The organism is Achromobacter ruhlandii (genome assembly GCF_902859695.1).
Lineage (GTDB): Bacteria > Pseudomonadota > Gammaproteobacteria > Burkholderiales > Burkholderiaceae_B > Achromobacter > Achromobacter ruhlandii.
This window is the reverse complement of record NZ_CADIJL010000018.1, coordinates 19,677-38,051: the sequence shown is the minus strand read 5'-3', so window position 1 is coordinate 38,051 and position 18,375 is coordinate 19,677. Positions and strand designations below refer to the sequence as shown.

The 18,375-nt window shown below is 68.0% G+C and carries 15 protein-coding genes and 1 tRNA gene; 9 read left to right on the top strand and 7 right to left on the bottom strand.

Annotated elements, in window-relative coordinates:
• Window positions 1–2: 2 nt before the first annotated feature.
• On the bottom strand, window positions 3–842 hold the full coding sequence (locus HV742_RS20385; protein WP_081330257.1) for an NAD-dependent epimerase/dehydratase family protein: 840 nt from the start codon (window positions 840–842) through the stop codon (window positions 3–5).
• Between the two features lie 117 nt (window positions 843–959).
• On the opposite strand from HV742_RS20385, the gene HV742_RS20380 reads away from it, so the two are divergent.
• The 3 genes from HV742_RS20380 (at window position 960) to yihG (ending at window position 4,943) form a co-directional block, all read left to right on the top strand.
• Entirely contained in the window at window positions 960–1,688 is a 729-nt protein-coding gene (locus tag HV742_RS20380; protein ID WP_049076182.1) for a FadR/GntR family transcriptional regulator, read from the top strand.
• Between the two features lie 265 nt (window positions 1,689–1,953).
• A complete protein-coding gene (locus HV742_RS20375; protein WP_100507542.1) occupies window positions 1,954–3,849 on the top strand; it encodes an LTA synthase family protein in 1,896 nt (631 codons plus the stop codon).
• Window positions 3,850–4,028: 179 nt separating this feature from the next.
• Window positions 4,029–4,943 (top strand): 1-acylglycerol-3-phosphate O-acyltransferase, YihG family, encoded by a 915-nt coding sequence (gene yihG / locus HV742_RS20370; RefSeq protein WP_049078106.1) that lies wholly within the window; start codon window positions 4,029–4,031, stop codon window positions 4,941–4,943.
• 10 nt (window positions 4,944–4,953) lie between these two features.
• Here yihG and fahA read toward each other — a convergent pair whose 3' ends face one another.
• Together fahA and hmgA are read right to left on the bottom strand one after the other, a co-directional pair.
• Window positions 4,954–6,273: a fumarylacetoacetase gene (fahA, locus tag HV742_RS20365; protein ID WP_175146233.1), complete on the bottom strand. Its 1,320-nt coding sequence runs from the start codon at window positions 6,271–6,273 to the stop codon at window positions 4,954–4,956.
• 118 nt (window positions 6,274–6,391) lie between these two features.
• A complete protein-coding gene (gene hmgA / locus HV742_RS20360) occupies window positions 6,392–7,690 on the bottom strand; it encodes a homogentisate 1,2-dioxygenase (RefSeq protein ID WP_175146232.1) in 1,299 nt (432 codons plus the stop codon).
• A gap of 166 nt (window positions 7,691–7,856) precedes the next feature.
• On the opposite strand from hmgA, the gene HV742_RS20355 reads away from it, so the two are divergent.
• Window positions 7,857–8,774: a LysR family transcriptional regulator gene (locus HV742_RS20355; protein ID WP_175146231.1), complete on the top strand. Its 918-nt coding sequence runs from the start codon at window positions 7,857–7,859 to the stop codon at window positions 8,772–8,774.
• Here HV742_RS20355 and HV742_RS20350 read toward each other — a convergent pair.
• The 4 genes from HV742_RS20350 to mutM all read right to left on the bottom strand — a co-directional run bounded on the left by HV742_RS20350 (window position 8,740) and on the right by mutM (window position 12,791).
• Window positions 8,740–8,958, bottom strand: a complete 219-nt coding sequence (locus HV742_RS20350; RefSeq protein ID WP_049076175.1) for a DUF2783 domain-containing protein — start codon at window positions 8,956–8,958, stop codon at window positions 8,740–8,742. The two genes, HV742_RS20355 and HV742_RS20350, sit on opposite strands and share 35 nt — an antisense overlap.
• 17 nt (window positions 8,959–8,975) lie before the next feature.
• Entirely contained in the window at window positions 8,976–10,655 is a 1,680-nt protein-coding gene (locus tag HV742_RS20345; protein WP_175146230.1) for an FAD-dependent oxidoreductase, read from the bottom strand.
• Window positions 10,656–10,784: 129 nt separating this feature from the next.
• Window positions 10,785–11,738: an MBL fold metallo-hydrolase gene (locus tag HV742_RS20340; protein WP_049076171.1), complete on the bottom strand. Its 954-nt coding sequence runs from the start codon at window positions 11,736–11,738 to the stop codon at window positions 10,785–10,787.
• A gap of 225 nt (window positions 11,739–11,963) precedes the next feature.
• Window positions 11,964–12,791 (bottom strand): bifunctional DNA-formamidopyrimidine glycosylase/DNA-(apurinic or apyrimidinic site) lyase, encoded by an 828-nt coding sequence (gene mutM, locus HV742_RS20335; protein ID WP_049076170.1) that lies wholly within the window; start codon window positions 12,789–12,791, stop codon window positions 11,964–11,966.
• Between mutM and HV742_RS20330 the strand changes: the two genes are divergently transcribed.
• The 5 genes from HV742_RS20330 (at window position 12,790) to HV742_RS20310 (ending at window position 18,311) form a co-directional block, all read left to right on the top strand.
• Complete coding sequence (locus tag HV742_RS20330; RefSeq protein ID WP_049076167.1) at window positions 12,790–14,676, top strand: tetratricopeptide repeat protein; 1,887 nt, start codon at window positions 12,790–12,792, stop codon at window positions 14,674–14,676. The genes mutM and HV742_RS20330 overlap by 2 nt on opposite strands.
• A gap of 29 nt (window positions 14,677–14,705) precedes the next feature.
• Window positions 14,706–15,266 carry a lipoprotein insertase outer membrane protein LolB gene (gene lolB / locus HV742_RS20325; RefSeq protein ID WP_054415461.1) on the top strand — a complete coding sequence of 187 codons (561 nt, stop codon included), beginning with the start codon at window positions 14,706–14,708 and terminating at the stop codon, window positions 15,264–15,266.
• Between the two features lie 235 nt (window positions 15,267–15,501).
• The gene (locus tag HV742_RS20320; RefSeq protein WP_175146229.1) at window positions 15,502–17,100 is read left to right on the top strand and encodes a methyl-accepting chemotaxis protein; all 1,599 of its coding nucleotides are present in this window, start codon (window positions 15,502–15,504) and stop codon (window positions 17,098–17,100) included.
• Between the two features lie 191 nt (window positions 17,101–17,291).
• Entirely contained in the window at window positions 17,292–18,233 is a 942-nt protein-coding gene (gene ispE / locus HV742_RS20315; protein WP_049076162.1) for a 4-(cytidine 5'-diphospho)-2-C-methyl-D-erythritol kinase, read from the top strand.
• A gap of 1 nt (window position 18,234) precedes the next feature.
• A tRNA-Gln gene (locus HV742_RS20310) sits at window positions 18,235–18,311 on the top strand.
• Window positions 18,312–18,375: the final 64 nt, after the last annotated feature.

Genomic DNA, 18,375 nt, shown 5'->3' with positions numbered 1-18,375 from the left:
TGTCAGCGCGGCGGAAAGGGGAAGGGTCCGGCCTTGACGAAGGCGCCGCCCTGGTAACGCGCGGCGGGGTCGTCGGCCGGCAGCGGCGGCTGCGCCTCGACCTGCGCGCGGAATATCTCGGAAGAGTCCTTGGGCGCAAAGCCGAGCGCGGCGGCGCCATGGTTGTCCCACCAGCTGTCGCGGTTGGCCGAGGCGCCGTAGGCGATCAGGTGGCCGACATTGGGCGTGAACAGCGAACGCACCACCAGGTCGGTCAGGTCGTCGTAGCTGAGCCAGGTCACCATCATGCGGCGGTCCTTCGGCTCGGGGAACGACGACCCGATGCGCAGGCAGACCGTCTCGATGCCGTAGCGATCGTAGTAGAAGCGCGACAGGTTTTCGCCATAGGCCTTGCTCAGGCCGTAGTAGCCGTCGGGCCGCAGCGGCACATCGGCGTCCAGGCGCGCGCCCTGCTCGTAGAAGCCAATGACGTGGTTGGAGCTGGCGAATACCACCCGCCGCACGCCGTGGACGCGCGCGGCTTCATACACGTGGTAGACCCCCTGGATGTTGGCCGGCAGGATCTCTTCGAAGGAACGTTCCACGGAAACGCCGCCCAGGTGCACAATGGCGTCGACGCCGCGCACCAGTTCGGAAACGGCGGCGGGGTCGGCCAGGTTGCAGGGCACGACTTCCTCGCCGTCGGCGGCGGGGGCCATGGCCGCGACGTCCGACACCCGCAGGACGTCGGCAAAGGCTTTCAGGCGCGGCCGCAGTACCTGGCCCAGGTTGCCGGCGGCGCCGGTCAATAACAAACGATGGCAGCGGGGGGAGACAGGCATGCGGTCGACAGCTAGGCTCATGGCGCAACGCTCGGTGGGGTGGACTCGCCTGGTACGTTATCGTACAACTAGTCCAAAGTATAATGATCACGAATTTTTGCAGTCAAGCGCCACGCAACCGCTTTGGGACAATCCCTGATGAACGCTCCTGTCGATACCCCCGTCCTGCCGCAGCGTCGTCCACGGAACCTGGCCCAGGGCCTGGTGGAGAACATCTCCGAACGCATCCGTAGCGGCGAGATCCGCCCCGGCGACAAGCTGCCCACCGAATCCGAGATCATGCGGCAGTTCGGCGTCAGCCGCACCGTGGTGCGCGAAGCGCTGTCGCGGCTGCAGGCCTCGGGCCTGGTCGAAACCCATCACGGCGTCGGCACCTACGCGCTCGAACCCAGCGGCGGCGGCGATTTCCGCGTCGACCCCGCCGACATCGCCACGGTGCGCGACGTGCTGGTGCTGCTGGAACTGCGCATCTGCCTGGAAAGCGAGGCCGCCGGCCTGGCCGCCGTGCGCCGCAGCGAGACCCAATTGGCCGAGATGCGCCGGGCGCTGGATGCCTTCAAGAGCGCGCTGGACAGCGGCGGCGACACCATCACGCCCGATTTCCAGTTTCACCTGCTGGTGTCGCAGTCCACCGACAACCGGTATTTCGCCGATCTGATGTCGCACCTGGGGTCGGCCATCATTCCCCGCACCCGCATCAATTCCGCCAAGTTCGCCCACGAAGACCGCGCCGCCTACCTGGCCCGCGTCAACCTGGAGCACGAGGACATCTACAGCGCGATCATGCGCCAGGATGCCGAAGGCGCGCGCGCCGCGATGCGCACCCACCTGAGCAACAGCCGCGAACGCCTGCGCCGCGCGCAATGACGCCGATTCGCGAGCGCGCGCGGCGGTAGCCGGGCGCCTCGCGTTGCGCTTTGGCGTCGAAATCGGATGTCATACAACATGACAAGGTTGTCATCTGCCTGATTGGGGCCTCGTGCCGCGCCGCCGCCGGCGCTGCGGCGCGTCAATCCGCGTTAACCTTGGCCGTTTTCAATCACCGGACGGCAGGCATGGTTTGGCTGGGTAATCGCGGGCAGGGTAAGCGCGGCGCATCAACGGATTTCATTCGTCCGGGGAGGGCTGCCGCATGCGCCGCCTGACGCTCCGTTTCATCGTGTCCGTGCTGGTTCTGCTGACGCTGAGCCGGCTGGGCCTGTCGTTGTGGATGTGGGACCGGGTCGAGGCGGCCGGCGGGCTGTGGCCGGTGCTGTTCGGCGGCCTGCGCATCGACGTCTGCCTGCTGTCCATGGTGATCGCGTTGCCGGCCGTGTTCTCGCCGTGGCTGGGACATCGGCCGTGGGCCGCGCGCGTCACCGCCTGGTGGTTCCGCGTCTGGTGGATGCTGTATGTGCTACTGGAAGTCTCCACGCCGCAGTTCATCGCCGAATACGACACGCGCCCGAACCGCCTGTATTTCATCTACCTGCTCAACCCGAAGGAAGTCGGCTCGATGCTGTGGCAGGGCTACAAGGGCGTGCTGCTGGCCGCCCTGGTGGTGCTGCTGGTGGCCGCGTGGCTGGCGGTCAAGTTGTTCCCGACGCGGGTGCGCGATCCGTTCCTGGCGTGGTGGAAGCGGCCGCTGGCGTCGCTGGTGATTTTGGCGCTGGTGGTGCTGGGCGCGCGCGGCACGCTGGAGCATCGCCCCATCAACCCGGCCAAGGTCGCGTTCAGCTCGGATGCCATGGTCAATTCGCTGGCCCTGAACTCGCTCTATAGCGTGTTCGATGCCGCCTACCGCATGCGCGACGAACGCTCCTCGGCCGCGATGTATCCGAAGATGCCGGTGGACGAAATGAACGCCATCGTGCGCGACAAGGCGGGCCTGACGGGCGCGCCGCTGGATCCGCGCTACCCCAGCCTGCACGAGCAGAAGGCCACGGTGCGGCGCGACAAGCCGCTCAACCTGGTGATCATCCTGCAGGAAAGCCTGGGCGCGCAGTACGTCGGGAGCCTGGGCGGCAAGGACCTCACGCCCAATATCGACCGCCTTGGCAAGGAAGGCTGGATGTTCCACCGCGCCTACGCCACCGGCACGCGCTCGGTGCGCGGCATCGAGGCGGTCACCGCGGGCTTCCTGCCCAGCGTGGCCGATGCGGTGGTGAAGCTGCCGCGCTCGCAGACCGGCTTCTTCACGCTGGCGCAGGTGCTGGGCAAGCATGGCTACCATTCGCGCTTCGTCTATGGCGGCGAGTCGCACTTCGACAACATGCGTGCCTTCTTCCTGGGCAACGGCTTCAACGAGGTGGTCGATCGCCCGAAGTTCGAGAACCCGGTGTTCGAAGGCTCGTGGGGCGCGTCCGACGAAGACATGTTCACCCAGGTCGACCGCCTGCTGCGCGCCGACGGCGACAAGCCGGTGTTCACGCTGGCGTTTTCGGTCAGCAACCATTCGCCGTGGGAGTATCCGGCGGGCCGCATCCAGCCGGTGGGCGATCCGGCCAGCGTCGACAACACGGTGCGCTACGCCGACTGGGCGCTGGGCCAGTTCTTCGACAAGGCGCGCAAGGCGCCGTATTGGAACAACACGGTGTTCCTGGTGATCGCCGATCATGATTCCCGCGTCTACGGCTCGATCCCGGTGCCGGTGCGGCACTTCCAGATCCCGGCCCTGATCCTGGGCGCGGGCATCGCGCCGCGCCAGGACGAACGCATCGTCAGCCAGATCGACATGGCGCCCACGCTGCTGTCCCTGATCGGGCTGGATAATGTCAACCCGATGCTGGGCGCGGACCTGACGCAGCGCGATCCCAACCGCGCGCTGATGCAGTACGCCGACAACTTCGGCTACCTGCAGGGCGACAAGCTGCTGGTGCTGGAACCGTCCAAGGCGCCGCGGGAATTCCGTTATCGCGCCGCGCCGGTCGGGCAGGACGAAACCTACGAGCCGGTCGAACCGGCGGACGAGGCCTTGAGCAAGGAAGCGCTGGCGCATGCCTTGTGGGCCAGCTGGGTCTACCGCGAAGAAAAATACCGCCTGCCTTGACTTCGCCCCGTCTGGCCCGGGGGCCGGTTTGATCCCGCTCAAACCGGCTCGCGGCCAGTCCTCGCACACTCGCGCTCATGACTTTTCCCGATCCGCTCGCCGGCCCGAGCCGGCCCCCCGCCGCCAATGAAGGCGACGCGCCCGTATCCGTGCCGGCCTCGCGCTGGCGCGGCTGGCCGGTGCCGCGCGGCCGACTGGCCTGGCTGACCGGCGTGTTCAGCATAGTGATGATCGGCGTCAGCACGCTGTTCTGGTGCCTGCTGCTGTTCCCCCTGGCGCTGCTGAAACTGGCGCTTCCGTTTGCCGCGGCGCGGCGCCGCATCGATCCCGTCCTCAATGGCATCGCCACGGCCTGGATCAGCGTTAACACCGCCTGGTTTTCGCGCATCCAGCGCGCGCCCTGGGACGTGCGCGGCCATGCCGGCCTGCGCTACGCCGATTGGTACCTGGTCAACTGCAATCACCAGTCCTGGGTCGATATCTTCGTGCTGCAAGGCGCGCTGAACCGCCGCATCCCGTTGCTGAAGTTCTTCCTGAAGCAGCAGCTCATCTACGTGCCGGTGATCGGGCTGGCCTGGTGGGCGCTGGATTTTCCGTTCATGAAGCGCCATGGCAAGGCCGACCTGCGCCGCAATCCCGCCCTGGGGCGCCAGGACCAGGAAACCGCGCGGCGCGCCTGCCAGAAGTTCTCGCTGGTGCCGACCAGCGTGATGGTGTTCGCCGAGGGCACGCGCTTCACCCCGGCCAAGCGCGATGCGCAGGGCTCGCCGTACCGCCACTTGCTCAAGCCCAAGGCGGGCGGGCTGGCGGTGTCGTTGAACGCGATGGGCACGCGCTTTCGCTCGATGATCGATGTCACCATCGCCTATCCGGCGGGCGTGCCCAGCTTCTGGGACATGGCCTGCGGCCGCATGGGCACGGTGCGGGTGCGCATGCACCAGGTGCCGGTGCCGCCGGCCTTCTGCGAAGCCGACTACAGCCGCGATAAGGCCTTCCGCACCGAATTCCACCACTGGCTGGGCCAGCAGTGGCAGGCCAAGGACGCCGAGATCGAGGCGTTGATGGCCGATGCGGCCGCCACGCCCCGATCCTGACGGACAGCCCTTACACCCGCGCCGGCAGCACGGTGCCCGAGCATTCGCCGAAGCCGATGCGCGGGTAGCCGGCCTTGACGCACTCGGCGCGCATGATGACCTGGTCGCCATCCTGCAGGAAGGTGCGCTTTTCGCCCCAGGGCAGCTCGATCGGCTGCTTGCCGCCGTGGTTCAGTTCCAGCATCGAACCGGCCTCCGAGGGCTGCGGGCCGGACAGCGTGCCGGTGCCGAGCATGTCGCCCGGCTGCAGGTTGCAGCCGTTTACCGTGTGGTGCGTGATCAACTGCGCCACGTTCCAGTACGCATCGCGGAAGTTGCTGCGCGACAGCCGCGCCGGCGCCTGCTTGGCGGCGCGCGACTGTTCGGTCGTGAGCAACACTTCCATCTGCACGTCGTAGGCGCCCTTGGCGCGGTTGGCATCGGAGGCCAGGTACGGCAGCGGCTGCGGCTCGGACGGGCCGCGGTTCCATTGCGTGCGGAACGGTTCCAGCGCTTCCAGCGTGACGATCCACGGCGAGATGGTCGAGGCGAAGTTCTTCGACAGGAACGGGCCCAGCGGCTGGTATTCCCAGCCCTGGATGTCGCGCGCCGACCAGTCGTTCAGGATGCACAGGCCGAAGACGTGCGCATCGGCGTCCGCCAGCTTGATGCGGTCGCCCTGGGCGTTGCCGGTGCCGACGAAGATGCCCAGTTCCAGTTCGTAGTCCAGCCGCGCGCACGGGCCGAATTGCGGCGCCTCGCCTTCGTTGGCGGGGCGGGTCTGGCCGACAGGGCGGGGGAACTTCTGGTTCACGCCGATGCTGGAGGCGCGGCCGTGGTAGCCGATCGGCACCCACTTGTAGTTCGGCAGCAGGGGATTGTCGGGGCGGAACTGCTTGCCGATGGCGGTGGCGTGGTGCACCGAGATGTAGAAGTCGGTGTAGTCGCCGATGCGGGCGGGCGTGGTGTATTCGGCGTCGGCCTGGGCCACCAGCAGCGGCTCGACCGCGCCGCGCAGCGCGGCGCCTTCGCGCAGCGCGCGCGACAGCGCCAGGCGCAGCGCGCTCCAGTGGGCCTGGCCCAGGGCCATCAGCGCGTTCAGGCTGTCGCCCTGGCAGGCGGCCAGCGCCTCGGCGGCGGCGCCCTCGAACGGCTTGGCGGCGGCCAGCGCCGCCAGGTCGACGATCTGGTCGCCGATGGCCACGCCGGGGCGGAACGACTCCTGCGAGCCCTTGCGGCGGAACGCGGCGTAGGGCAGGTTCTGCACCGGGAAGTCCGACGCGCCGGTGTTGGCGCTGGCGACCCAGCTCTTGAGCGACGGGTCGTGGGTTTCGTTGATGGCGGTGGTCATGAGGAATGTCTCGTTCAATGTGTTTATAAGGGCGCGGCGGGCGCCGGAAAAATCCAAAGCCAAACGGCGATGCGCTTGCGCGCATCGCCGTGGGCGGGCGTGACGGGAGAGAAAACGGTCACGCCTTGGCGGGATCGAAATGCTTCTGCAGGCCCTGCCAGCACCGGTAATAGTCGCCCTGCAATTCTACCGAGGCCAAGGCTTGCGCCGTCGGGCGGATCACGCGCCGCGTCTCGAACATGAAAGCCATGGTGTCGCGGATGTAGTGCGCGGTGCTGGTGTCGGCGCGCGAGGCCTTCTCGAAGGTCTCGGCGTCGGGGCCGTGGCCGCTCATGCAGTTGTGCAGGCTCGCGCCGCCGGGGGCGAAGCCGTCGGCCTTGGCGTCGTACACGCCCTGGATCAGGCCCATGAATTCGCTGGCGACGTTGCGATGGAACCAGGGCGGACGGAAGGTGTTCTCCATCGCCAGGATGCGCGGCGGGAAGATGGCAAAGTCCATGTTGGCCGTGCCCGGGGTGTCGGACGGCGCGGTCAGCACCGTGAAGATCGACGGGTCCGGATGGTCGTAGCTGATCGAGCCGATGGTGTTGAAGTGGCGCAGGTCGTACTTGTACGGCGCGTGCGTGCCGTGCCAGGCCACCACGTCCAGCGGCGAATGGCCGATCGCGGCGCGCCAGAAGCCGCCGGTGAACTTGGCGATCAGTTCGAAGTCGCCTTCCAGGTCTTCGTACCAGGCCACCGGCGTCTTGAAGTCGCGGGCGTTGGCCAGGCAGTTCGAGCCGATCGGGCCCAGTTCCGGCAGGCGCAGCGCGGCGCCGAAGTTCTCCAGCATATAGCCGCGCGCGCTGTCGTCCAGCAGTTGCACGCGGAAGCGCACACCGCGCGGGATCACGGCGATCTCCAGCGGCTCCAGGTCGATCAGGCCCAGCTCGGTGGCCAGGCGCAGGCGGCCCTGCTGCGGCACCAGCAGCAGCTCGCCGTCGGCGTTGTAGAAATAGCGGCCCTGCATCGAGCGGTTGGCGGCATACAGGTGGATGCCGACGCCGCTTTGCTCATCGGGGCCGCCGTTGCCGCCCCAGGTCTTCACGCCTTCGATGAAATCGGTGGGCGCGGTGGGAATGGGCAAGGGGCTCCAGCGCAGCTGATTCGGCGTGACCGGGCCGTGACCGAACGCGCTTTCCCAGCCCTTGACGCCGCCAAACGGCTCGAACGGCTTGTGCTGCGCGCCCGGGCGGATGCGGTAGAGCCAGGAGCGGCGGTTCTCGCTGCGCGGCGCGGTGAAGGCGGTGCCGGACAACTGCTCGGCGTACAGGCCATAGGGACATTGCTGGGGCGAATTGCGGCCCAGCGGCAGCGCGCCGGGCAGGGCTTCGGTGGCACAGTCGTTGCCGAAGCCGGTCTGGTAGTGCAGTTCCATGGAATCCTCCTGGGGTGGCGCGCGATGCGTGGCCGCGCGGTCTTGGTCGTGGCGCGCCGGATGAAATGGTCCGGCGCCGATACGCCATTGTCGGAAAAATCCCCCACTATGGCTACGGGAATGCAAAAATATCAACTATAAATTTCGTGAATAGTAGGGGTGCCTGATGGCGGACTTGCGCGACGTCGACCTGAACCTGCTGATCCTGTTCCAGCATTTGCTGGAGGACCGCAACCTGTCCGCCGTGGCGCGGCGGCTGGACCTGTCGCAGCCAGCGGTGAGCAACGCCCTGCGCCGGCTGCGGCTGGCGTTCGGCGACGAGCTGTTCGTGCGCACCGCGCAGGGTATGTTGCCGACGCCGCGCGCGCAGCGGCTGGCCGGCCCGGTCAGCGAGGCGTTGGCCCTGCTGTCGCAGGCCTTGCAGGACCAGGCGGCGTTCGATCCCGCCACCAGCACGCGGCGTTTCCGCGTGGCCATGACCGATGTCGGCGAGATCCATTTCATGCCGCGCCTGATGGAAGTCTGCGTACAGGTCGCGCCGCAGGTGCGCATCGATTCGGTGCGGGTGCAGGGGCCGGACCTGCCGCGCGAGATGGAGGCGGGCCGGGTCGACCTGGCCATCGGCGCCTTCGACGAGATGGGGGCGGGCACCTTGCAACGCATGTTGTTCCGGCAGGGGTACGCCACGCTCTTTCGCCAGGCGCATCCCACGGCCCACCCCGGCATGGGGCTGAAGGCGTTTCGCGCCGAGCGTCATCTCATCGTGTCGCGGGCCGCGCCCTATGGGCAGGTCAATCAGTCGCTGGAGCGGGCCGGCGTCGCGCTGGCCGAGCACTTCAGCGTGCCGCATTTCTCGGCCGTGCCGTACATCGTCAGCGCCACCGACCTGTTGGCGACCGTGCCCGAAAAACTGGCGGCGAGCGCCGCGCAGCCATTCGGCCTGCGCTACATGACGCCGCCGGTGAAGGTGCCGGCGCTGCAGACCAATATGTACTGGCAGCGCCGCTACGATCGCGATGGCGGCAACCAGTGGTTGCGCGCCCTGATCGTCAATGCGTTTGCGGTGGGTTCGCCGCCGGCGTGACCGACGCGCGGGCCTGCGCCAGCGCCTCGCGCAGCACCGCCATGTCGCCCAGGTGGTTGGCCAGCAGCAGGATCAGCGCCGCGTTCATTTCCTGGCTCTGCTCGTTACTCAGGTCGCGATGGGCGTCGATCAGCGCTTCGTAGAAGTCGTCCGGCGCGGCCAGGTTGGTTTCGGTAATCAGCATGGAAAGGGCCTCCGTATTCAGGCGCGGCCAATGGCGCGGTTGACGGCCGACGCCACCGCGTCGGGCTGGAAGGCGCGCCAGCGCGCGGCGATGTGCTGGTCGGGGCGGATCAGGTAGGCGGTGCCGGACAGCGCGTCATAGCGCTGGGCCAGCAGCCCTTCGACGTCGATGACCCGCGCCAGGTCATCCGGCCAGCCGGCGGCCTCGCAACCCGGGCTGGCCACCAGCACGGGTGAGACCGGCACGGCCGCCAGGCGCAGCGCGCGCAGGGCCTGCAGGGTCTGCGCGTCGGGCGGGGCGTCGCCGCAGAACAGCGCCAGCGTGAAGCCCGTTCCCAGCTGCGACAGCCACCAGGGCGAGTCGCCAGACCCGCGCACCGGCGCGTCCAGCGCCACCGCGCCGGGCCGCATGCGGCCGGCGAAGGTGTCGCTGTCGGGGCTGTTCAGCGGCGAATCGATGTACGTGGCGGGCAGCGACAGCCGGCCGCTGTTGACCAGCGAACGCGCGAATGCATGGGTGCGGGCCAGGTTCAGCACCGCGTTGCGGAAACTGCGGCTGATGTCGCTCTTGGGCGTGATGAAGTCGGTGGCGCGCGACGAATTCAGGATGTTCTCGTCGGCGGCGTGCTCGCGCTCGGCGGCGTAACTGTCGATCAGCGATTCGGGCGCCTGGCCGGCCAGCACCAGGCGCAGTTTCCAGGCCAGGTTCTCGGCGTCCTGCACGCCGCTGTTGGCGCCGCGCGCGCCGAACGGCGAGACGCGGTGCGCCGAGTCGCCGGCGAACACCACGCGGCCGTGGCGGAACTTGTCCATGCGCTCGCAGGCGAAGGTGTAGACGCTGACCCATTCCAGGTCGAATTGCGCGTCCGGGCCGAGCAGGGCGCGGATGCGCGGCAGCACGTTCTCGGGCTTGACGGCCTCGACCGGGTCGGCGTTCCAGCCCAGCTGGAAGTCGATGCGCCAGACGTTGTCGGGCTGCATGTGCAGCAGCACCGATTGATTGGGGTGGAAGGGCGGGTCGAACCAGAACCAGCGCTCGGCCGGGAAGTCGGCCTTCATCTTGACGTCGGCGATCAGGAAGCGGTCGCGGAAGATGCGGCCATGGCTTTCCTGGCCGATCAGCTTGCGCACCGGCGAGCGGGCGCCGTCACAGGCCACCAGCCAATCGGCGCGCAGCGCGTAGCCGCCCTCGGGGGTGTCGATCGACAGCACCACGCCGTCGCCGGTCTGCTCCAGCCCCACCACCTTGTTCTTCCAGCGCAGGTCGATGTTCGGTTCCTGGCGCGCCTGCTCGTACAGATAGCCTTCGGCGTAGTACTGCTGCAGGTTGATGAAGGCGGGGCGGCGGTGGCCGGGCTCGGGCAGCAGGTCGAAGCGCCACACTTCCTGGTCGCGGAAGAACACCTTGCCCACGTTCCACGACACGCCCTTGTCGACCATGCGCTGGCCGACGCCGAGGCGGTCCCAGATTTCCAGGGTGCGCTTGGAAAAGCAGATGGCGCGCGAGCCGGTGGACAGGCGGTAGTCGTCATCCAGCACCACCACCCTGACGCCCTGGCGCGCCAGGTCCAGCGCCGTGGTCAGGCCGACCGGGCCGGCGCCCACCACCACCACCGGGTGGCGCGCCTGCGTCGCGGCGGCCTGGTCGTCGTGTTTTTCATAGGCGAACTCCATCGCCTGAAAGTCGATGTCTCCCACGGTTGTCTCCTGTGTGGGTCATTTTGTTTTTATGCGCGGCGCCGCGCGCTGCCCGCGGCCGCTGGCCGGCGGGTCGCGCGGCGCCGTTTCAATCGGTGGAACCGCGGCCGGCGAACCGGCCGCGCGGGATCAGCCCTCCAGCTGGGCCCACATTTCCAGGTCGCGCTTGTCGGTCCAGATGCGCGGATGGACGTGGCCGGTGGCCTCGTCGTAGGCGCGCGATACGTCGAACGGCATGCAGTGGTCGAAGATGACCCAGTCGCTGTAGCGCGGCTTCATGAAGTCGTAGACCTCGCGGTAGATCGTCTTCAGGTCCTTGCCCTCGGCCACGCCGCGGTTGACCGCGCCGTACAGGTCGGTCAGGAAGGCGCGCGTGCCGGCCAGGCCCTGGCGCACTTCGGTGGCGTTCTTGAGCGCGGGGCCGCGGCCGGGCACCATCTTTTCGGCCTCGAAGCCCGACAGCGCATCCAGCGTGCTGGGCCAGTCGCGGAAGTAGGCGTCGCCGCAGTAGGGGGTGGACTGGTATTCGACCAGGTCGCCGGCGAACAGGATCTTCTGCTCGGGCAGCCAGGCGATGGTGTCGCCCTTGGTGTGGCCGCGGCCGACCTGCAGCAGCTTGACTTCCAGATTGCCCAGGTTGACGGTCATCTCGCCCTTGAAGGTCATGGTGGGCCAGACCAGGCCGGGGGGAATCGATTCGGCGTTGCGGAACAGGCGCGGGAAGCGGCCGATCTCGCTGGCCTTGTCCTGCTCGCCGCGCTCGGCGATCAGGTCGTAGGTGTCGCGGCTGGCCAGGATCTCCTGGGCGTTGTAGGCCGAGGCGCCGAACACGCGCACCGCGTGGTAGTGCGACAGCAGGATGTACTTGATCGGCTTGTCGGTGACTTCGCGGATGCGGCGGATGACGTCCTGCGCCATCACCGGCGTGGCCTGGGTATCGACCACCATGACGGCCTCGTCGCCGATGATCACACCCGTGTTGGGGTCGCCTTCGGCGGTATAGGCATAGGCGTTGTCGGACAGCTTTTCGAACGACACGACCTTGTCGGCCAGGTCGGCGTGCGAAGCGAATTGCTTGCTCATGGAGGCTCCTTCCACTTTTATAGGAATAGGGTGTGTGGAGGGACTATAGCGTGGCGTTAGTGGTTGTGCAATACGTTTGCTATAAACGAATAGACCCTTTTTGGCAGGGATTTCCCTTGGGTTTCCGGGGGTGTCCAAATGCCGCCGGGCCGCGCAGGGCGGCCCGGAGGGGAACCTTTCAGGCCGCGGGCGGCCCCAGGGGGTTGGGTGTGCTGGCGCGCGCGCTCAGGTCTTCTGGCACTTCGGGCAGTAGTAGGTGGCCCGCTGGCCCTGGACGATGCGCTTGATGGGCGTGCCGCAGACCCGGCAGGGCTGGCCGGCGCGCTCGTAGACCGCCGCGTGGATCTCGAAATACGCGCCCGGTTCGCCGGTGGCGCCGACGTAGTCGCGCAGGGTGCTGCCGCCGGAGGTCAGGGCGTCGGCCAGGGTGGCGCGCACCATGTCCGCCAGGCGGTCGCAGCGGGCGCGCGACAGTTTGTTGGCCGGGGTCTTGGGATTGATGCGGGCGCGGAACAGGCTTTCGGAGGCGTAGATATTGCCCACGCCGACCACCGCCATGCCGGCCAGCAGCACCTGCTTGATCGCGGCGCCGTGGTTCTTGAAGTGGTGGTGCAGCCAGGCGCCGTCAAAGCGCGGGTCGAACGGCTCGATGCCGAGCTTGGCCAGCAGGGGGTGGTTTTCGACCGGTCCGTCCGCATCGGGGTGCCACAGCACGGCGCCGAAGCGGCGCGGGTCATGCAGCCGCAACACGGCCTGGTCGAAGATCCATTCGACGTGGTCGTGCTTGCGCAGGAATTCACCCGGGGCCACGCTGCGCAGCGACCCGGACATGCCCAGGTGCACGATCTGGGTGCCGTGGTCAAAGCGCAGCAGCAGGTATTTGCCGCGCCGGCCGCATTCCAGCACGGTCCGCCCGCCCACCAGGTCGGGCAGGTCGGCCGGGATGGGCCAGCGCATCCGGGACTCGTGGACGACCAGCCGCGCGAGGGGGCGGCCGGTGATGACGGCGTCGATTCCCCGACGCGTGGTTTCAACTTCAGGCAGTTCCGGCATGAGCCAGTGTAAGATCATCAATTGCGTGTACGAAGATTGTGCCACCAACCGGACGGGCCGCGTGAAGTCGTCTTTCAAACAAATGAATATCGGGATTGCCGCGCTGGCGCTTGCGTTGGCCTCCGCCCTGGCTCCCCAAGCCCAGGCCGCCGACAGCCGGACGCGCGATGCGACCGGCCCCCGCATGGCGCCGCAGAGCCGCCAGCCTGAAACCGAGGTGATCCGTCTGCGTCCGGGCCAATTGCCCTACGTGACCCTGACCGCCGACATCTTCTACCGCGTCCTCGCGTCGGAAATCGCCGCCCAGCGCGGCATGTACGGCACCGCCGCCAACACCATGGTCGGCCTGGCCCGCGACACCGGCGATCCCCGCCTGGCGCGCCGCGGCCTGGAATTCCAGCTGGCCGGCGGCAACCTGCCGGGCGCCCTGGACGCGGCCCGGGTCTGGGCCCGCCTGTCGCCCAACGACCTGGAAGCCAGCTCCACCGAACTGGCGCTGGCCGCCGCCAACGGCCAGACCAAGGGTCTGTCGCAGGCGCTGCGCAACCGCATCGACGCCTCGCGCGACAAGCCGGCCGCCATCGGCCAGGCCCTGGCCGTGCTGAGCCGCCTGAACGATCGCCGCCTGGCGCTGCGCATCCTCGACGAAGCGCTGAGCGACAGCGTGCGCAAGCTGCCTGCCGCCCACCTGGCGCTGGCGGACGTGGCCTCGGCCGCCGGCGACTACCCGCGCGCTTCGCAGGAGGCCCGCGCCGCCCTGGCCGCCGATCCCAAGTCCGAGCCGGCCGCCCAGCGCGTCCTGGAATATGGCGCCAAGGTCGACCCGCAGCGCGCGCAGGCCGATGCCCGCGCGTACATCAATCGCAATCCCAACGCCCGCAAGGTGCGCCTGATGCTGGCCGGCCAGATGGCCGACGCCGGCGACTACAACGGCGCCCTGGCCGAACTGCAGGCCATGTCGCGGCGCTCGCCGGAAGACTTCGATCTGCTCTTCATGCAGGCCCAGCTGGCCTACAAGGCCGGCCAGCTGCCGCAGGCCAAGGCGCTGCTGCAGCAGTACCTGGACGTGCAGAACCAGCGCCAGCGCGCCATCGTGCCGGGCGCCACCGACGCCGGCGCCGCCGCGGCCGACGCCCACGTGCTGCTGTCGCGCATCGCCGAAGACCAGGGCCAGTACGACGAAGCCATCGCGGAACTGGGCCGCATCGACGATCCGTCGCTGCGTTTCTCGGCGCGCATGCGCCAGGCCGCCCTGCGCGCCAAGTCCGGCCGCATCGACGACGCCATCAAGATGGTCGACGCCGCCGCGCCCCAGGACGAGGAAGAACGCACCCTGGGCGTGCTGACCAAGGCCCAGATCCTGCGCGACGCCGACCGCGTCGGCCAGGCCGTGTCGGTGCTGGAAGCGGCCGACCAGGCGCTGCCCGACACCGTCGAAATCAAGTACGAGCTGGCCATGCTGTACGAGCGCCAGGACCGCCTGGCCGACCTCGAACGCATGTTGCGCCAGGTCATCGCGCTGGATCCCGAGCACGCCCACGCCTACAACGCGCTCGGCTACACGCTGGCCGACCACAACCAGCGCCTGCCCGAAGCGCTGGACCTGATCACCCAGGCGCTGGAACTGTCGCCCAACGACCCGTTCATCCTGGACAGCATGGGCTGGGTCAAATTCCGCATGGGCGACCAGGTCGCCGCGGTCGATTACCTGCGCCGCGCCTATGGCGTGCGGCCCGAGGCCGACATCGCCGCCCATCTGGCCGAGGTGCTCTGGACCCAGGGCAAGCGCGACCAGGCGGTCGAGCTGCTGCGCGCCGCGGTGCAGAAGGATCCCAAGAACAAGACCGTGCTCGACGTCATCAAGCGCCTGGGGGTCAGCCTGTGACGGCAGCGTTGCGCGGCAGTCTGGGCGGGATGCGCTGGGCGCTGCTGGCCATGCTGGCGTTCGTGCTGGCGGCCTGCACCACCACGCCCAAGCCGATTGAAGGCACGTCGCCGGACGCCTTCTCGCGCATCGGGCGCTTCGCCATCACGGTCAACGAGGAAAACGGCAAGCAGAGCGCCGTGCAAGGCGGATTCTCCTGGTCGGACGACGGCCGCCGCTACGTGCTCGACCTGACCAATCCGCTCGGTTCGACCGAGGCGCGGGTCGAAGGCCAGCCCGGCGCGGCCAGCCTGACCAAGGCCGACGGCACCCGCCTGGTGGCCGACAACCCCGATGCCCTGGCCGAAGACGCCCTGGGCAGCAGCATGCCGGTATCCGGCATGCGCGACTGGCTGCGCGGCAAGCTGCCGGGCCAGCCCGAGGCCACCGACGTGTCCAACGACGACCTGGGCCGCCCCGTGGCCTTCGAGCAGGGCGGCTGGCGCGCGCGGCTGTCGCGCTACGACACGCTTGGCCCGCAGATGCTGGTGCTGGAGCGCCAGGAGCCGGGCCGCCGCATCATGGTGCGCCTGGTCGTCAACCAGCCCTGATTGCTACCGCTTTGTGACATCCACGACGGCCCCGCGGGGCCGTTGTGTCGTCTGGCGGTAGCACGTCCCTTCCGCCTCAATCAGCAAATCAGCGTTGCAAAATCGACGCTGTTACTGATTGATAGATTCTGTTTAGCCTGAATAATCCTCCGATCCCCGCGTGCAAGACCCCTGCGCGCGGCATGCAAGGTCGGTGGCCGCGGATCGCGCCGCCGCTTTTTTACGGAGAATGCCAATGTTCAGGAATACGCGAATCGCGACGATGCTCTTGGGGATCATCGCGCTGTTTTTCACTTTCCAGCTGCTGGTGGGCGGCATGGGTGTCGTCGCCCTGCGGCAGACCAGCCAGGACGTCGGCCAGCTCTATCGCCTTTCCTCGCAACAGGTCAGTGCCGTGAACACGGCCGCGTTGTCGCTGGTGGCGGCGCGCACCGACCTGAGCCGCTACGCCACCCGGGTGGCGCAGGGCAATGCCAGCGACACCACCGCGCTGCGCCTGGCGCGCCAGCGCATCGCCGCGGGTGACCGCGCCTTCCAGGGCTTCGCCGGCGGCCTGTCGGCCGACGAGAAGGTCGTGTCCAAGGACCTGATCGAGGCCTACACCAACCTCAGCAACAACCTGCAGAACGTCGGCAAGGTGCTGGAGGCCGGCGACATGGACGCCTACTTCAAGCAGGGCACGCAACAGGTGCAGGAGCTGCTGGTGTCCGAGCGTGACGCCTTCATGAAGCGCGCCGAGGCCTCCGGCCAGGAGGTGATGGACGAGATCTCGCTGTTCCACATGATCTTCTCGTACCTGCTGGCCGGCATCCTGGTGCTGGGCCTGTTGATGGCGGTGGGCGCGCATGTGCTGATCCGCCGCATGATCGTGCGGCCGCTGCTGGAAGCCGGCGAGATCTTCCGCCGCATCGCCGAGGGCGACCTGACGCGCCGCGTGGCCGATCGCGGCCGCAACGAGATCGGCGCGTTGCTCAACGCCTTGCGCGCGATGCAGGACAGCCTGGTGCGCACGGTGTCCACGGTGCGCCGCGGCGTCGATGAGATCAACGTCGGCGCGCGCGAAATCTCGTCCGGCAATGCCGACCTGTCCAGCCGCACCGAAGAGCAGGCCGCCTCGCTGGAGGAAACCGCCGCCAGCATGGAAGAACTGGCCACCACCGTGAAGCAGAACGCCGACACCGCGCGCGAAGCCAACCGCATGGTCGCCGCTTCGGCCGCCGTGGCGCAGCGCGGCGGCGAGGCCGTCTCCAGCGTGGTCGAGACCATGCGCGCCATCCAGGGCAGCTCGTCGCGCATTTCCGACATCGTCGGCGTGATCGACGGCATCGCTTTCCAGACCAACATCCTGGCGCTGAACGCCGCGGTGGAGGCCGCGCGCGCCGGCGAGCAGGGCAAGGGCTTTGCCGTGGTCGCCAGCGAAGTGCGCACATTGGCCCAGCGCAGCGCCGCCGCCGCCAAGGAAATCAAGCAGCTCATCGAGGACTCGGCGCAGAAGGTCGGCGTCGGTTCCGAGCAGGTCGAAACCGCCGGCGCCACCATGCGCGAGATCGTCGATTCGGTGCAGCGCGTGACCAGCCTGATGGGCGAGATATCCGCCGCGTCGGAAGAGCAGGCCACCGGCATCGACCAGGTCAACCGCGCCGTCACGCAGATGGATGGCGTGACCCAGCAGAACGCCGCGCTGGTGGAGCAGGCCGCCGCCGCGGCCGGCGCGCTCGAAGAGCAGGCGCGCCAGCTGGCGGGCGCGGTGGCAGTGTTCAAGCTGCCGGAAGGGCAGGTGATCGAGGCCCCGGCCGAACGGCTGGCTGGCCGCGTCGCGCCGCAGATCGCCTGACCCGTGGCCGGGGGCGGCGTCGGCGGGCCGAGGCCCGTCTGCGAGACGCATGATGTCGTTCCCGGCTGGCGACAGGGCGATTCTCCGCCCTGTCGCCAGTCCCCAGGGGCCGGAGCCCCGCATGGCATCGGGCGCTCGCGGGGCCGGGTGATCGCTAAAATCGACCCGTCTGTCTTTTTTCCCGATCCGCCGTGACCCTCTACGACGTACCCGCACCCGCCAAGGTCAACCTGTTCCTGCACGTGGTGGGCCGCCGTGCCGACGGCTACCACCTGCTGCAGACCGCCTTCCGCTTCATCGATCTGTGCGACACGCTGCATTTCGAGGCGCGCGCCGATGGCGTCATCAGCCGCGCCGCGGAACTGCCCGGCGTGTCCGAAGCGGACGATCTCACCCTGCGCGCCGCCCGCGCGCTGCAACAGGCCACCGGCACGCGCCAGGGCGCGCAGATCGCGCTGGAAAAGCGCATTCCGCAGGGCGGCGGCCTGGGTGGCGGTTCGAGCGACGCGGCCACCGTGCTGATCGCCTTGAACCGCCTGTGGGGCACCGGGCTGTCGCGGCGCGAGCTGATGGAACTGGCGTTGCCGCTGGGCGCGGATGTGCCGGTGTTCGTGTTCGGCCAGTCCGCCTTTGCCGAGGGCGTGGGCGAAAAACTGACGGCGCTGGACCTGCCGGCGCGCGCCTATCTGGTGGCGCAACCGGACGCGAGCGTGCCGACCGTTGGAATTTTTTCCGCGCCCGATTTGACAAGAGATTCTTCTTACATCACAATAGCGGACTTTCTTGCTTCGCCTACATTTTCCTTCGGGAAAAATGATTTGGAGCCGGTGGTCTACCGACTTTATCCTGAGGTTCTCAGGGCATCGCGGTGGCTTGCAGAGCAGGGTGTGTTGAAAAACACGGGAACCCAAGTTCGCATGTCGGGATCTGGCGCGTGTTTGTACGCCGAGTTTTCCGAGCTGTCGGAGGCCGTTTTGGCGAAAACGGAAATTACCGCTACAATGCGCGGCGCTGTTGAAGCAAACTGCAAAAACGCAGATGACACAGACAGCACAACGCATCCACGGTTCCGGTTAGTGCAGGCATGTCCTGGGTTGACTGAACATCCGTTGCGGAATTGGATTGCAAGATAGTTGGGGAGTCGCCAAGCTGGTTAAGGCACCGGATTTTGATTCCGGCATGCGAAGGTTCGAATCCTTCCTCCCCAGCCAACCGAATACATAACAAAGCTGTTGAACACGCCTGTAAGACACTGGCCCGGGTTCAGCAGCTTTT

What these genes read in the sequence shown, in the direction of transcription:
- HV742_RS20385 (WP_081330257.1), bottom strand. Translation starts at nt 842, where the DNA reads ATGAGCCTAGCTGTCGACCGCATGCCTGTCTCCCCCCGCTGCCATCGT.
- HV742_RS20380 (WP_049076182.1), top strand. Translation starts at nt 960, where the DNA reads ATGAACGCTCCTGTCGATACCCCCGTCCTGCCGCAGCGTCGTCCACGG.
- HV742_RS20375 (WP_100507542.1), top strand. Translation starts at nt 1,954, where the DNA reads ATGCGCCGCCTGACGCTCCGTTTCATCGTGTCCGTGCTGGTTCTGCTG.
- fahA (WP_175146233.1), bottom strand. Translation starts at nt 6,273, where the DNA reads ATGACCACCGCCATCAACGAAACCCACGACCCGTCGCTCAAGAGCTGG.
- hmgA (WP_175146232.1), bottom strand. Translation starts at nt 7,690, where the DNA reads ATGGAACTGCACTACCAGACCGGCTTCGGCAACGACTGTGCCACCGAA.
- HV742_RS20355 (WP_175146231.1), top strand. Translation starts at nt 7,857, where the DNA reads ATGGCGGACTTGCGCGACGTCGACCTGAACCTGCTGATCCTGTTCCAG.
- HV742_RS20350 (WP_049076175.1), bottom strand. Translation starts at nt 8,958, where the DNA reads ATGCTGATTACCGAAACCAACCTGGCCGCGCCGGACGACTTCTACGAA.
- HV742_RS20340 (WP_049076171.1), bottom strand. Translation starts at nt 11,738, where the DNA reads ATGAGCAAGCAATTCGCTTCGCACGCCGACCTGGCCGACAAGGTCGTG.
- HV742_RS20330 (WP_049076167.1), top strand. Translation starts at nt 12,790, where the DNA reads ATGAGCCAGTGTAAGATCATCAATTGCGTGTACGAAGATTGTGCCACC.
- mutM (WP_049076170.1), bottom strand. Translation starts at nt 12,791, where the DNA reads ATGCCGGAACTGCCTGAAGTTGAAACCACGCGTCGGGGAATCGACGCC.
- lolB (WP_054415461.1), top strand. Translation starts at nt 14,706, where the DNA reads ATGCGCTGGGCGCTGCTGGCCATGCTGGCGTTCGTGCTGGCGGCCTGC.
- HV742_RS20320 (WP_175146229.1), top strand. Translation starts at nt 15,502, where the DNA reads ATGTTCAGGAATACGCGAATCGCGACGATGCTCTTGGGGATCATCGCG.